Source organism: Escherichia sp. R1 (genome assembly GCF_003000935.1).
In the GTDB taxonomy this organism is placed as follows: domain Bacteria; phylum Pseudomonadota; class Gammaproteobacteria; order Enterobacterales; family Enterobacteriaceae; genus Escherichia; species Escherichia coli.
In genome coordinates this window covers 38,527-52,881 of sequence record NZ_PSRU01000021.1, presented here as the reverse complement: position 1 = coordinate 52,881, position 14,355 = coordinate 38,527, and the positions used below count along the sequence as shown (strand labels likewise).

At 52.1% G+C, this 14,355-nt stretch carries 13 protein-coding genes; 7 read left to right on the top strand and 6 right to left on the bottom strand.

What is annotated here, in order from left to right; translation table 11 throughout:
• Positions 1–25: 25 nt before the first annotated feature.
• The 5 genes from yigB to lptM are packed head-to-tail and all read right to left on the bottom strand — an operon-like array spanning position 26 to position 3,403.
• Positions 26–742 (bottom strand): 5-amino-6-(5-phospho-D-ribitylamino)uracil phosphatase YigB, encoded by a 717-nt coding sequence (gene yigB / locus C4F37_RS22085; RefSeq protein WP_001774088.1) that lies wholly within the window; start codon positions 740–742, stop codon positions 26–28.
• A complete protein-coding gene (xerC, locus tag C4F37_RS22080) occupies positions 742–1,638 on the bottom strand; it encodes a tyrosine recombinase XerC (protein WP_000130676.1) in 897 nt (298 codons plus the stop codon). The genes yigB and xerC overlap by 1 nt, the downstream gene beginning before the upstream one ends.
• Positions 1,635–2,342 carry a DUF484 domain-containing protein gene (locus tag C4F37_RS22075; protein ID WP_000812795.1) on the bottom strand — a complete coding sequence of 236 codons (708 nt, stop codon included), beginning with the start codon at positions 2,340–2,342 and terminating at the stop codon, positions 1,635–1,637. The genes xerC and C4F37_RS22075 overlap by 4 nt, the downstream gene beginning before the upstream one ends.
• On the bottom strand, positions 2,339–3,163 hold the full coding sequence (gene dapF / locus C4F37_RS22070; RefSeq protein WP_001160645.1) for a diaminopimelate epimerase: 825 nt from the start codon (positions 3,161–3,163) through the stop codon (positions 2,339–2,341). Before dapF ends, C4F37_RS22075 begins: the two co-directional genes overlap by 4 nt.
• Positions 3,164–3,199: 36 nt before the next feature.
• Positions 3,200–3,403, bottom strand: a complete 204-nt coding sequence (lptM, locus tag C4F37_RS22065) for an LPS translocon maturation chaperone LptM (RefSeq protein WP_000799889.1) — start codon at positions 3,401–3,403, stop codon at positions 3,200–3,202.
• A 188-nt stretch (positions 3,404–3,591) separates the two neighbouring features.
• On the opposite strand from lptM, the gene C4F37_RS22060 reads away from it, so the two are divergent.
• Genes C4F37_RS22060 through cyaY form a run of 3 tightly spaced genes read left to right on the top strand, consistent with a single transcriptional unit; the run spans position 3,592 to position 6,754 of the window.
• Positions 3,592–5,061 carry a hypothetical protein gene (locus C4F37_RS22060; protein WP_001540206.1) on the top strand — a complete coding sequence of 490 codons (1,470 nt, stop codon included), beginning with the start codon at positions 3,592–3,594 and terminating at the stop codon, positions 5,059–5,061.
• Positions 5,058–6,386: a hypothetical protein gene (locus tag C4F37_RS22055; protein ID WP_001014271.1), complete on the top strand. Its 1,329-nt coding sequence runs from the start codon at positions 5,058–5,060 to the stop codon at positions 6,384–6,386. Before C4F37_RS22060 ends, C4F37_RS22055 begins: the two co-directional genes overlap by 4 nt.
• A gap of 47 nt (positions 6,387–6,433) precedes the next feature.
• The gene (gene cyaY / locus C4F37_RS22050) at positions 6,434–6,754 is read left to right on the top strand and encodes an iron donor protein CyaY (RefSeq protein WP_000999947.1); all 321 of its coding nucleotides are present in this window, start codon (positions 6,434–6,436) and stop codon (positions 6,752–6,754) included.
• A 39-nt stretch (positions 6,755–6,793) separates the two neighbouring features.
• On the opposite strand, the gene cyaA is transcribed toward cyaY, so the two are convergent.
• The gene (gene cyaA, locus C4F37_RS22045) at positions 6,794–9,340 is read right to left on the bottom strand and encodes a class I adenylate cyclase (RefSeq protein ID WP_000281694.1); all 2,547 of its coding nucleotides are present in this window, start codon (positions 9,338–9,340) and stop codon (positions 6,794–6,796) included.
• A 386-nt stretch (positions 9,341–9,726) separates the two neighbouring features.
• On the opposite strand from cyaA, the gene hemC reads away from it, so the two are divergent.
• Genes hemC through hemY form a run of 4 tightly spaced genes read left to right on the top strand, consistent with a single transcriptional unit; the run spans position 9,727 to position 13,837 of the window.
• Entirely contained in the window at positions 9,727–10,668 is a 942-nt protein-coding gene (hemC, locus tag C4F37_RS22035; RefSeq protein ID WP_001314260.1) for a hydroxymethylbilane synthase, read from the top strand.
• The gene (hemD, locus tag C4F37_RS22030) at positions 10,665–11,405 is read left to right on the top strand and encodes a uroporphyrinogen-III synthase (protein WP_000026076.1); all 741 of its coding nucleotides are present in this window, start codon (positions 10,665–10,667) and stop codon (positions 11,403–11,405) included. The genes hemC and hemD overlap by 4 nt, the downstream gene beginning before the upstream one ends.
• A 21-nt stretch (positions 11,406–11,426) precedes the next feature.
• Entirely contained in the window at positions 11,427–12,638 is a 1,212-nt protein-coding gene (gene hemX, locus C4F37_RS22025) for a uroporphyrinogen-III C-methyltransferase (protein ID WP_000139092.1), read from the top strand.
• Positions 12,639–12,640: 2 nt separating this feature from the next.
• The gene (gene hemY / locus C4F37_RS22020; protein WP_000921791.1) at positions 12,641–13,837 is read left to right on the top strand and encodes a protoheme IX biogenesis protein HemY; all 1,197 of its coding nucleotides are present in this window, start codon (positions 12,641–12,643) and stop codon (positions 13,835–13,837) included.
• Positions 13,838–14,355: the final 518 nt, after the last annotated feature.

Below are 14,355 nucleotides of genomic sequence, written 5' to 3'. Positions count from 1 at the left end.
CTGGGTATATATACAGATTTGCTGATTATATCAGCGAGGTCAGAGATGCCAACCGGGAAATTTCCAGATGCGGCAGTAAACGGCTGTCCCAGGTTTGCATCAGATCGCCATTTTCCGGTCTGATCCAACAGGCCTGCATTCCGCTGCGAATTGCCCCACCCACGTCGGTGGAAAGATCGTCACCTACATGTAAGATCTCGCCGATCGGCACGTTGAGTTTTTCCGCCGCCAGGAAGTACATATCGCTGAACGGTTTCGAACGCCCGTGCGGGCCAGCGCGCAGCACAAACTCAAAATAATCCCCCAGACCAAACAGCTCCGGCTGGGCGTTACCGTTGGTGATCGCCACCAGCGGCCATTTCTTCGCCAGCTGTTTTAAGGTGTCGTGAGTTTGCTGCGGGACGTCGATTCGGCTGCGCCATTTGGCAAAGTTAATCATTGCTGCGTGTGCGCCTGCACTGGCTTCTTCGGCACTCAGCCCGGCGTCGAGCATCGCTTGTTCAATCGAACGAAAACGCCAACGCGTCACGTCGTGATAAATCTCGGGTTCCGCTTCCCGTACCGCCTGGCGCAGGCGTTGCAGATCTTCATTCTGGAAGCTGCGCAGCGCCGGATGATAATTTTGCACAAAGGTAAGCGCCTCTCGCTCGGTGCGCAAAATCACCGGACGGTTATCGTAAAGGGTATCATCCAGGTCAAAGGTGAGCGCCGAGATGCGCCCCAAAGGCCGGTAAAAACGCATTATTTCCCCCGTTTGGCGCGTGGATGCGCCGCATCGTACACCGAGGCAAGGTGTTGAAAATCAAGATGAGTATAGATTTGCGTGGTGGAGAGGTTGGCATGACCCAGCAGCTCCTGCACACCACGAAGATCGCCGCTCGACTCCAGCATATGCGTAGCGAACGAGTGACGTAATTTATGCGGGTGAACGTGATTATTCAGCCCTTGTTTTATGCCCCATTCGGCAAAGCGTTTCTGCACATTACGCGCGGAGATACGTTTGCCCAGTTTCGACAGAAAAAGCGCGTCGTCTTCACTACCAAACAGGTCGCGCAAATCAAGCCAGTGCTCAATCCACGCCACGGCGTTGCGACCAATCGGCAGGCGGCGCTCTTTGCTGCCTTTTCCCATCACCCACACTTCGCCAGACTCCAGGTCGAGGTGTTTGATATCGAGCCCCACCAGCTCGGAAAGACGCAGACCCGCGCCGTACATCACTTCCAGCATTGCCCGATCGCGCACGGCGAGGGGATCGTTGATATCAATATCCAGCAGCCGATTCATATCATCGACGTCGATGTTTTTCGGCAGATGACGCGGCGCTTTCGGTGCCGAAACACCTTTCGCCGGGTTAGCTTTGAGTTCGTTCTGGCTGACCAGCCAGTCAAAAAAGCTACGTAGCGCAGAAAGCCGTAACGCCAGACTTGCAGCTCCCAGCCCTTTACGGCGACTGCGTACAGCAAAATTACGCACCATCGTCACATCACATTGCTGCCAGCTTTGCAGGCCGTTTTCGCTGGCAAAATGGATGATCGCCTCAAGCTGTCGCTGGTAGTTAAGCAGGGTTATCGGGCTAAGCTGGCGCTCCACGCTCAGATAACGTAGATAGCGTTCTACATCGGTGTGTAAATCGGTCATACGCGTTCAATCCAACGCGCCAGAAGCTCCGGCAACATCAGTGCAATTTCATGAAGTAACTGCGTTCCCTGCCCTTGTTGATAGTGACTGGCATCGCGACTGGTAAACAGCACAACACCCAAATCAGCATCGCTTCCCAGCATCGACATCGCCACCGATCCCACCGCTTTCGCTTCCGGTAGCACCACCAGAAGCTCCGGTCCGTTAAGCGGCCCCAGATAGTGCTGTTCCTGCCCCAGACGCTGAATACGCAGCGGTTCGAAAGACTGACGGCTTAATGCCAGATGAGTGTGGTTCGACGGCGCACCTAAGCGCCAGCGATCCGGAAACAGACGCAGACTCGCACCTGCCAGCCCTAAATCACGCGCCCAGCGATGGAAACGCATCAGCATATCGTCGAGACTACTGGCGGCGGTGAGACTGCGCTGCAGGTAGAGTAGACGATAAAACAGGCCTTCGTTGGCGATAGCCTGTTCCATCAACAACGCCATGTTCTCTTCCAGAACATGAATATGATTACGTGCGCGGGCCATGTGCCACTCGACCAACGAAACGGTGCCGCGTACCGGATGCGGCACACGTATCGCTTCTACTGCGCGCGCATTGCGGATAAAAAACTCAGGATTTTTAATCAGATAATCGACAACCGCCCGGTCATCAAGCTCCGTGAGTGTTTCCTGCAGTTCTTCCCCTGGTTGCTTCATAGATGAATAAATCCGTCGTAGACATGTACCGCCGGGCCAGTCATATATAACGGGTGACCCGGACCTTTCCAGGCGATATCAAGACGACCGCCAGGGAGTTCCACGCGTACTTCTTCGGCCAGCAAACCTTGCTGAATCCCTACCGCCACCGCCGCACACGCGCCGCTGCCGCAGGCCTGGGTTTCTCCTGCCCCACGCTCATAAACGCGTAAACGAATATGCTCGCGCTTAACCACTTGCATAAAACCGATATTGGCGCGCTCCGGAAAACGCTCGTGGCTTTCCAGAACAGGACCAAGCGTTTCTACCGCCGCGGTATCGACATCATCGACCTGAATCACGCAATGCGGATTTCCCATCGACACCACGCCGCATAAGATTGTCTGCTCGGCGGCGCGCATAATATAGGTCTTTTCCGCTTTGTTAGCGCGAAACGGCACGGCGGAAGGTTCGAAGTTGGGTTCGCCCATATTTACGCGGACCAGATCATCATCGGTGACGGTCAGAACCATCCGCCCGTTGGCGGTGCTGACGCGGATATCGCGCTTATTGGTCAGCCCTTTCAGGCGCACAAAACGGGCAAAGCAGCGCGCGCCGTTGCCGCACTGCGCCACTTCACTGCCATCAGCATTGAAAATGCGATAGTGAAAATCCAGTTCAGGATCATACGGCGGCTCAACCACCAGCAATTGGTCAAACCCTACCCCCAGGTGCCGATCCGCCAGGCGACGAATCAGATCCGGTGAAAAAAAGACATTCTGCGTTACCGCGTCGACGACCATAAAATCGTTGCCAAGGCCATGCATTTTCGAGAACTGCATCATTTACTCCAATCACGCGGGTACAGAAACTGACTTTTAGTAATTCACCTGGGATGGACCATCGCCAGTGGCGCGGTCGTTTTTATCCGGCACCGTGGATTGCGTTTGCGTCTCTACCGGTTTGGTCGGCGGCGGTGCGTTTTTATCTGCAGGCGGGAAATAGAGCGGACCTTTCAGACCGCAGCCCGTCAGGCTGAAGAGAGTAAGTAATACAGTGAGTGCCTTAAACACGTTTTTCATTATGGATTGCCTGTAAAGTTCATCGCTTTCTGCTTTCTATCATCGCAGGAGAAGGCGTAAAAGCAAGCGTTTAGCGACTCTTTATGAAGTCTGAAAAGTGAGGAATTGCTGCGAGTATAACGCTTACACGTGGCGATTTATGTTTTGCTGGTAGTTTCGTGATCGGCACCTCGCGCCAGGATGGCTTTATGCACTATCGCAATGTGGTTTGTTTATTGTCTTGTTCGTTGTTCTTATCGTCGGCATGGGGATGTCGGCTTGATGAGCCGGAACATAATATTTACCAGAAACAGGGAAAAGGCGTGGTGTACCTGCGCCCTTATGAAAAGACCAATCTTTCGCTACCGCAGATTAACTACAAGCGTCTGCGTCTGTTACCGAATTTGCTAATTGACCCAACCAAACTGGAGGATTGGGAAACGGTGCCCCCAGCTACCAATCTCATGACAGACGTTGTCTACAGCGGCGCAAACGCAACTCTTCCCCATTACTCTTACTATAGCGATGGTCGCGCTATTCTCTACGCTGGCGAGATTGTGCAAAACCCTCCAGGCACACCGCCAGTCGATATCTCGTCATTTCAGGCATGGGGTGATTTTGCCGCAGATAAGTACAGCCTCTATTACGAAGGCAAACGCACCGATAGCAACCAGCAACTAAACCGCCGAACGTTGCGTCAGGTAGAATTTAACCCGCAATGGAAACCAGACTGGCTAGGTTTGATTCTCCGTGACAAGCACTATCTTTACGCAAATGGTCAGCGCCTTGATGATCCCGACACCTTTACGGTACTGGCTCAAAAGTCATGGGATCAGCGCGGTAAATTCTCTACAGCATTTAATCCCTGCCTTCTTGCCCCATTTGGCCCCTGGGATACGCTAGCCCGCACACAGACGAAAATCATGATCAACGGAGAACAACTGGATGCCGACCCGGACACCTTTTCCGTCGTGCGCTGGATGCCCGGCTCACTCTTGACCTGGCGTGATAAAAACGGGTTACAGCGTAAAGTCCTCGACAAGGAAAATCTGGCGTGGGATGAGGATCTAACAAAGCACTGTCTGGATTTTTCTCTGCTGGAAAAGAAAGTGTTCTGGCGTCAGGGGCCTGACTGTAAACAGGAAGAATTACCGGGACTCGATCCGGAACAGTTTCACCCCATCAGTGATGCTGTCGCCCAGTATCAGGACTCGCTTTATACCATCATCGAAACAGAGTCAGGTGACCGCAAGTTGGAGATCGTGAAACTTGATGATCCCAATCTTATTATCAACAAACGTTTCAACGCCGGGAAACGCCACGGCTATTTACTTACGCGTGCCGAAGGGTGGCCATACCATTCCGGTTTACACGTGTTTGAATCTGACGGACCGCTGATCTTACTGGATAACCGTTCTCCGGATGAACGCGAAGCCCATCTTAATGACCATCCCTTTTTGCGCAGATGGTATGCCCGCGATAACCGCTACGTTTACAGCTTTGATGGCGCGCAGCTCTGGCGATACCGCACTGCGGATCCGAAACAAGTTCGCTTAATCTGGAAGGAACAACATTCGGGATATGGCTACGGGGTAAATTACAAAACGGGATATCTGGACGGAAAAATTACCGATGACGGCGAATTTATTCCTGCCCCGCGCAATGAGGCGACAAAATGAATGGTCAAATAATCACTGTTGCACTCATCCTGTTGGGGCACATATTTCTGACGCCTGCTGTACAGGCCATAGGGTTCGACTATTACAATGATCACGGTGTTATGTCTTACGGTAAAGGTTATGGGGAGGATGAGAAAATCATTGCCCAATTTCCGAAGATGAACAGAGCCGATTTGCGCCTTGTGACAAATATATCCGGGGAGCGGGAGTTGGTGGAAGGCTATATACCCACCGATGAAATAAGCATAAAAAATGAGGAATACCATTGGGTGACAGACGGCCGCGTTATTCTCTGGCGTGGCAAAATCGTTAGCAATCCACCGGGAACACCCACTGTCGATATTGCCAGCTTTCAGGCTATGGGCCGCTTCGCGGTCGATAAATATAGCCTCTATTTTGACGGACAGCGCACCGAAAGTAATAGCGGCGCGTCACGTGTTGATCTGGCGACACTAAAAGCTATCGAAGGTAACTCTACCACGCTGGTGGATAGTAAAAATCTCTACTTGTCCGGTCGACGTCAGGGGAGCAGCAGTAATGTTACTGTATTAGAAAAAAGATGGTGGGGTATTAATCCACGTCTTATGAGTGTAAACAGAAATTTGTATTCCAATGATCTGCTTATCCGCAGTGGGCAGAATATTTATTTAAATGGCGCTCACCTTACGGCGAATGCAGACTCATTTGAGATAATTCGCTGGATACCTCATTCACTGCTGGTTTTTCGCGACAATAAGGGTCTGCATCGTTATCCCTTTGGTCAATTATCTGGCAAAGCGATACCCGTAGATGATGACGTCTCTTTTGAAGTAGGGGAAAGTCGCGTTCGCTGGCGTAAACAGCTCACGCCCGACCGTCAGTGGAGCCAGTGGATAGACCTACAAGGTATTGAACCTGAACAATTTCATCTGATTACTGACAATATTGCGCAGTATAAAGATCGGCTGTATGTAACAAAATTATCGACTTTTGGTGAAGACCAGCTTGAAATAATCCCGCTGGATTCGCCAGACCTGGTCATTGATCACTCATTTAATCGCGGCAAACAGCATGCTTACTTTATCCACCAATTACGGTCACGCAAGAGCGTGCAAATTATTCCAACTAACAACGGCCCGCTAACTAAAAACGATCGCTTTGCTTATGACGATCGCAATGTTTATACATGGACCGATACAGAGGTAAGGATTACGCCCTCCCCCTGCCCGGCGAAAACACGCGTCAGAGAAGAGAATGTGCATGAACTTCACAACAGAGACATTATTATTCCGTTGACGGATGAATCATGCCAGAACGCAGCAGACGAGCAAACTTTGAAGCCCTGACCCCATGCCGCTATACTGCCGCCATCACTTAAAAACAGGATACAACAATGAACGACAGTGAATTTCATCGCCTGGCTGATCAACTCTGGCTGACCATTGAAGAACGCCTGGACGACTGGGATGGCGACAGCGATATCGACTGTGAAATCAACGGCGGTGTACTAACCATTACCTTTGAGAACGGCAGCAAAATCATTATCAACCGCCAGGAACCACTGCACCAGGTGTGGCTGGCAACCAAACAGGGTGGCTACCATTTTGATCTGAAAGGCGACGAGTGGATTTGCGATCGTAGCGGTGAAACCTTCTGGGATTTGCTGGAACAGGCGGCGACGCAGCAGGCGGGTGAAACAGTTAGTTTCCGCTAAGATTGCATGCCGGATAAGCCTCGCTTTCCGGCACGTTCATCACGAAAAATACTGCTGCAACAGCGGCGCGTCATGCTCCTGATTGGCAGGTGGCATGTTACCGATAGATTTGGTGCGAAACGGAATCACCTGTTCACGACCATCAACCTTCACAATCTGATAGAACTGCGGCAGGTTGAAGTTGATGAAGCTTGAGCCGTAGGTGAAACGGTCGTGCGAAGACGAGTAGAAGCGACTGACGTCACGCACCAGTTCCTCTTTGCTGCCTTCGCAGTGGTGATACACCTCAACCCGGTTGCTTTCGTCGAGAATGTAGATATTAAAGCCATTCTCGTCTTGCGTTTCTTCGAAGAAAAACTGGATGATCCCTTCGCTGGCAAAGCCGTCCACCACCGCCGGTAATTTGACGTGATTGGTTTCAACCTGCACTGACAGGCCGTGCAGTTTGTTATGCGAAATAGCGCCATAAAACTCGATGGCGTTTTCCAGTTTCTGTACCGAGACATTCAGCCGTTCGAAGAACAAGCCCCAGGTTTGACCGGAGACGCGCAGCGCCTTGAAGCGCCCGGTTTCCTGGCGGGTGCTGGAAAGACGCAGTTCAATACACTCAGAAACCAGTTGCTGCACGCGAGTACGGATTAAGCCGCGCAGATGCTGGCTATAACAGAAGACTTCCACGCTATCTGGCGGTGCGGCGTCCTGATGCATTTTGCCGAGAATAGTTTTCAGGGCTTCGATCATCGATTGCTCGCCGTTGAAGTGCAGCGTACGCACTTCGTTCCACGAGTTGCGATACAGCAGGTCAACGCTACCTACCAGGCAATTTTGATTCTCGCCAAAGCTGAAGACATCCAGCTTACGGAAATCAAAATGCACCACCTGATTGCGGAACGCAGCTGTCGGGTCATATTCCAGGTTAACGATAATCGCCAGATGGCGGATCTCACACGGGCTGTAGAGCGCCTTCGGTGTCGGTGCAGGTAAGCGCAGCGGGAAATGGTGCGACACGTCGGCGACCATCTCCTGCAACTTAGGCAAATCGACAATGCCGTTACCTTTAATATACAAGCGGGTGCGCGAGGTCAGCAGGCCGTTAAACCATGCCCACGCCACCAGTTTATTCAGGTAACGGTTATATTCCAGCGGCTGATGGCTGATGATCGACTCAATATTTGGCGCGCGGTTATACAGATACCAACCTGAACGGTTAGCCCGGCCCGGCGGCACATAAATAAAGGTCAGATTCGGTTCCGAGAGATCGGGTGAAATCTGCGGGTTTACCAGCGTCACTTTACCCGGTAACGCTTCAAACGCGGCGTACAGTTTACGTGTCAGAACACCGATATCCTGCGGGCTGGCGGAAACGCTAAGGTTATTGCGACGCGCAAAGCGGATCAGATTGCGGTAGCTCTGCATCATCGCGTCGAGCAACTCGTTGTGCGCCTCACGCACCTGATCTATCTTCCAGTTAGCGCGGTTATCAAGCATTGCCAGACGAGAATCGTCCCATTCCCACTCTTTCACCAACTGGCTTAACACTTCACGACGCCAGCCTACGCAGGCGCGTTCACGGCTGAGTTTTTCGCAAACTTTTAAATAGAAGCATCGGCGAACTAAATCCAGACGAGTAAAATCTTCGATCGCCGTCAGATATTCAGTGACGCGCTCCAGCATCATGCAATACGGGTCGAGACCAAACGACACTATTTCGCCGTCGTGCAAACGCTGTTTGATATCTTTCGCCAGCAGACGTGGGTTCGGGTATTCCCAGGAATAGGCTTCCAGCAGCAGTGTTTTCAGCACCGCTTTGTATGGGGAATCGATACTCTTGTAGAGCTGCCAAAGGCTGGCACCAAAGTACTCTTCAGCAGAAAGCGAGCTTAAGCCACCAAGATCCAGCCATTCATTTGGCGTCAACACGCCCTGCGCGTAAAGCGTCATCACATAGTCGTCGTAATGCTCTTCTTCGTCGCACGGCACCATATTCCACAGAATACGCTTACCGGCGAGACGCACGGCGGTACGATAAAATTCGTCAAGCAGCAGTATATGCTGGGTGGAGCCACAATCTTCGCCCCCCAGGCTGCCGCTTTCATTATGACGGAAGCGGTTTTCATCAATCAGGAAGAAGCTGACTTCCACACCCAGCGAGGCGGCCCAGCTTTCCAGCAGACTACATTTACGTTGTAGCAACTGGCGCTCTTCGCTATCGAGCCAGGATTGATGACAGACCCAGATATCCAGGTCAGAGGAACAACTTTGCCCTACGGACGAGGTGCTGCCCATGGTGTATACACCAGTAATTGGAAGCTCACCTTTCGGTGGGTCCTGTACTGACATTCCACGATACAGTTCAAGCTCGTTCAGGTAGTGGCGTTGAGTTTCATCAGGCGTGTAAAGGCAAATGCCTTTGGGAACGTTACCATCAAGGTAACCCGGCATTAGCGGATGGTGATAGTGCAACAATGTCGGCAGTAGACTGTAGACCTGTTGGAATGCAGGCCCCATAGCAGCAAGCGCGCGATCCACACGCAATTGATTTATGGCATCCAGTCTCTGTTTCAGAGTCTCAATATAGAGGTACAAGACGTATCGCCTGATTTGCTACCCGTCATGACTGTGATTCCGCCAACATCAACGGTAACACGCGGCATTCGGGATATTTCGTATGTCAAAGGTAACCGTTACCACTTTTCGCGCCTGGTTTTTTTAGTTTCACGACGAAAAAATGGTCTAAAACGTGATCAATTTAACACCTTGCTGATTGACCGTAAAGAAAGATGCGCTACATACAAGTGTAGCACCGTTTATTCTCTGTAAATTCCTTATTACGAAGGCTCAAAGCGCCTGTCAGGATCCACTGCCAGACCTCATTTTACGGTTTGCGCAGGCGTCTACGTTTCACCACAACACTGACATCGCTCTGGCAAGGATGTTAGGATGGACCACGGATGATAATGACGGTAACAAGCATGTTAGACAATGTTTTAAGAATTGCCACACGCCAAAGCCCACTTGCACTCTGGCAGGCACACTATGTCAAAGACAAGTTGATGGCGAGCCATCCGGGCCTGGTCGTTGAACTGGTACCGATGGTGACGCGCGGCGATGTGATTCTTGATACGCCGCTGGCAAAAGTAGGCGGGAAAGGCTTATTTGTGAAAGAGCTGGAAGTCGCGCTCCTCGAAAATCGCGCCGATATCGCCGTACATTCAATGAAAGATGTGCCGGTTGAATTCCCGCAAGGTCTGGGGCTGGTCACTATTTGCGAGCGTGAAGATCCTCGCGATGCATTTGTGTCCAATAACTATGACAGTCTGGATGCGTTACCGGCAGGCAGTATCGTCGGGACGTCCAGTTTACGTCGCCAGTGCCAACTGGCTGAACGCCGCCCGGATCTGATTATCCGCTCCCTGCGCGGCAACGTCGGCACTCGTCTGAGCAAACTGGATAACGGCGAATATGATGCCATCATTCTTGCCGTAGCCGGACTAAAACGTTTAGGTCTGGAGTCCCGCATTCGCGCCGCGTTGCCACCCGAGATTTCTCTTCCGGCGGTAGGGCAAGGTGCGGTGGGCATTGAATGCCGCCTTGATGATGCACGCACTCGCGAGCTGCTCGCCGCGCTGAATCACCACGAAACTGCACTGCGCGTTACCGCCGAACGCGCCATGAATACCCGTCTCGAAGGCGGATGTCAGGTGCCAATTGGTAGCTACGCCGAGCTTATTGATGGCGAAATCTGGCTGCGTGCGTTGGTTGGCGCGCCGGACGGTTCGCAGATTATTCGCGGTGAACGCCGCGGTGCGCCGCAAGATGCCGAACAAATGGGGATTTCGCTGGCAGAAGAGCTACTGAATAACGGCGCGCGCGAGATCCTCGCTGAAGTCTATAACGGAGACGCCCCGGCATGAGTATCCTGGTCACCCGCCCGTCTCCCGCAGGAGAAGAGTTAGTGAGCCGTCTGCGCACACTGGGGCAGGTGGCCTGGCATTTTCCGCTGATTGAGTTTTCTCCGGGTCGACAATTACCGCAACTTGCTGATCAACTGGCAGCGCTGGGAGAGAGCGATCTGTTGTTTGCCCTCTCGCAACACGCGGTTGCTTTTGCCCAATCACAGCTGCATCAGCAAGATCGTAAATGGCCCCGACTACCTACTTATTTCGCCATTGGACGCACCACCGCGCTGGCACTACATACCGTAAGCGGACAGAAGATTCTCTACCCGCAGGATCGGGAAATCAGCGAAGTCTTGCTACAATTACCTGAATTACAAAATATTGCGGGCAAACGTGCGCTGATATTACGTGGCAATGGCGGTCGTGAGCTAATTAGGGATTCCCTGACGGCGCGCGGTGCTGAGGTCACTTTTTGTGAATGTTATCAACGATGCGCAATCCATTACGATGGTGCAGAAGAAGCGATGCGCTGGCAATCCCGCGAGGTGACGACGGTCGTTGTTACCAGCGGTGAAATGTTGCAGCAACTCTGGTCGCTGATCCCACAATGGTATCGTGAGCACTGGTTACTACGCTGTCGACTATTAGTCGTCAGTGAGCGTTTGGCGAAACTCGCCCGGGAACTGGGCTGGCAAGACATTAAGGTCGCCGATAACGCTGATAACGATGCGCTTTTACGGGCATTACAATAACTCTCATAACAGGAAGCCATAATGACGGAACAAGAAAAAACCTCCGCCGTGGTTGAAGAGACCAGGGAGGCCGTGGACACCACGTCACAACCTGTCGCAACAGAAAAAAAGAGTAAGAACAATACCGCATTGATTCTCAGCGCGGTGGCTATCGCTATTGCTCTGGCGGCGGGCGTCGGTTTGTATGGCTGGGGTAAACAACAGGCCGTCAATCAGACTGCCACCAGCGATGCCCTGGCTAACCAACTTACGGCACTGCAAAAAGCCCAGGAGAGCCAAAAAGCCGAGCTGGAAGGCATTATCAAGCAACAAGCTGTACAGCTTGAGCAGGCGAATCGTCAGCAAGAAACGCTGGCAAAACAGCTGGATGAAGTCCAACAAAAGGTCGCCACCATTTCCGGCAGCGATGCTAAAACCTGGCTGCTGGCCCAGGCCGATTTTCTGGTGAAACTCGCCGGACGGAAGCTGTGGAGCGATCAGGACGTCACGACCGCTGCAGCGTTGCTGAAAAGTGCAGACGCCAGCCTGGCGGATATGAATGACCCGAGTCTGATTACCGTTCGCCGGGCAATTACCGATGATATCGCCAGCCTTTCTGCGGTATCGCAGGTGGATTATGACGGTATCATCCTTAAGCTTAATCAGCTTTCAAATCAGGTAGATAATCTGCGTCTGGCCGATAATGACAGCGATGGTTCGCCGATGGATTCTGACGGTGAAGAGCTTTCCAGTTCCATCAGCGAATGGCGTATCAATCTGCAAAAAAGCTGGCAGAACTTTATGGACAACTTCATTACGATTCGCCGTCGTGATGACACCGCCGTACCGCTGTTAGCGCCAAATCAGGATATCTATCTGCGCGAAAATATTCGCTCTCGCCTGCTGGTCGCAGCACAAGCTGTACCGCGTCACCAGGAAGAGACTTATCGCCAGGCGCTGGAGAACGTCTCCACCTGGGTACGTGCTTACTACGATACTGATGATGCCACCACCAAAGCGTTCCTCGACGAGGTGGACCAGTTAAGCCAGCAAAATATCTCGATGGATCTTCCGGAAACCCTGCAAAGCCAGGCGATGCTGGAAAAATTGATGCAGACCCGCGTGCGTAACCTGCTGGCACAACCGGCAGCAGGGACAACGGAAGCTAAACCTGCACCTGCACCTGCACCTGCACCTGCACCTGCACCTGCACCGCAAGCTGATGCTCCGGCAGCCGCGCCGCAAGGAGAATAACCATGCTAAAAGTGTTATTGCTCTTTGTGTTGCTGATTGCGGGGATCGTGGTTGGCCCGATGATTGCCGGCCATCAGGGTTACGTGCTGATCCAGACCGACAACTACAATATTGAAACTAGCGTCACGGGCCTCGCGATTATTTTGATTCTGGCGATGGTAGTGCTGTTTGCCATTGAGTGGCTACTGCGGCGAATCTTCCGCACAGGCGCGCACACCCGTGGGTGGTTTGTCGGACGTAAGCGTCGCCGTGCACGTAAGCAGACCGAACAGGCGCTGCTGAAACTGGCGGAAGGCGATTATCAGCAAGTTGAAAAGCTGATGGCGAAAAATGCCGATCACGCTGAACAACCGGTGGTGAACTATCTACTGGCAGCCGAAGCCGCGCAACAACGTGGTGATGAAGCACGCGCCAACCAACATCTGGAACGCGCAGCGGAGCTGGCCGGCAATGACACCATTCCGGTAGAAATCACCCGTGTACGTCTGCAACTGGCCCGTAATGAAAACCATGCAGCACGTCACGGCGTGGATAAGCTGCTGGAAGTTACGCCACGCCATCCGGAAGTATTACGTCTGGCGGAACAGGCGTATATCCGCACTGGTGCATGGAGTTCGCTGCTGGATATCATCCCATCAATGGCGAAAGCCCATGTTGGTGATGAAGAACATCGTGCAATGCTGGAACAACAGGCATGGATTGGCCTGATGGATCAGGCGCGTGCCGATAACGGTAGTGAAGGTTTGCGTAACTGGTGGAAAAACCAAAGCCGGAAAACGCGTCATCAGGTGGCCTTGCAGGTGGCAATGGCGGAACATCTTATTGAGTGTGACGATCATGATACTGCCCAGCAAATTATCATCGACGGCCTGAAACGCCAGTATGACGATCGCCTGCTGCTGCCGATCCCGCGTCTGAAAACCAATAACCCGGAACAGCTGGAAAAAGTGCTGCGCCAACAGATCAAAAACGTGGGCGATCGCCCGCTGTTGTGGAGCACACTGGGTCAGTCGCTGATGAAACACGGAGAATGGCAGGAAGCATCGCTCGCCTTCCGCGCAGCGCTGAAACAACGTCCGGACGCCTACGATTACGCATGGCTTGCCGACGCGCTGGACAGACTGCACAAGCCGGAAGAAGCCGCAGCGATGCGTCGCGACGGTTTGATGTTAACGTTGCAGAACAACCCGCCACAGTAGCTCTTTCTCACCCGGAGGCAAGCACCTCCGGGGCCTTTCTGATATATAAAAAAACGCCTGCTCTTATTACGGAGCAGGCGTTAAAACAGGTCTGTATGACAACAAGTGGGTGCTTCACTCAACGTTGTGTCCATGGTGTCTGATGAGGCATAAGCGACATCTGTCAGTGGACGATAAGCACCGTAAACGGCTCTGCGTCATTCCGGAGTTTATGAGGCACTAAGGCGAACATAAGAGATGGAATGAGCATCTACTCTTTTATTATGCCACAGAGAACCGGGAAATAACATCCCTTAACACTTGTTATGAGATAATTCTGTAATCCTCTTTACTTCCTGAGTAATAACTTCCTGAGTGAATATTTCTCCTGCGCACAATTCTACACATATATATAATGAATAATAAAAGTCATTCAATTAATAACATATATATTAATTGCCGTTAAAACTAAAAACAGCATCAATAATCAACGCGATATAACATCACCGCCTTACATATCACCTGCGCCAGAGGTAGGA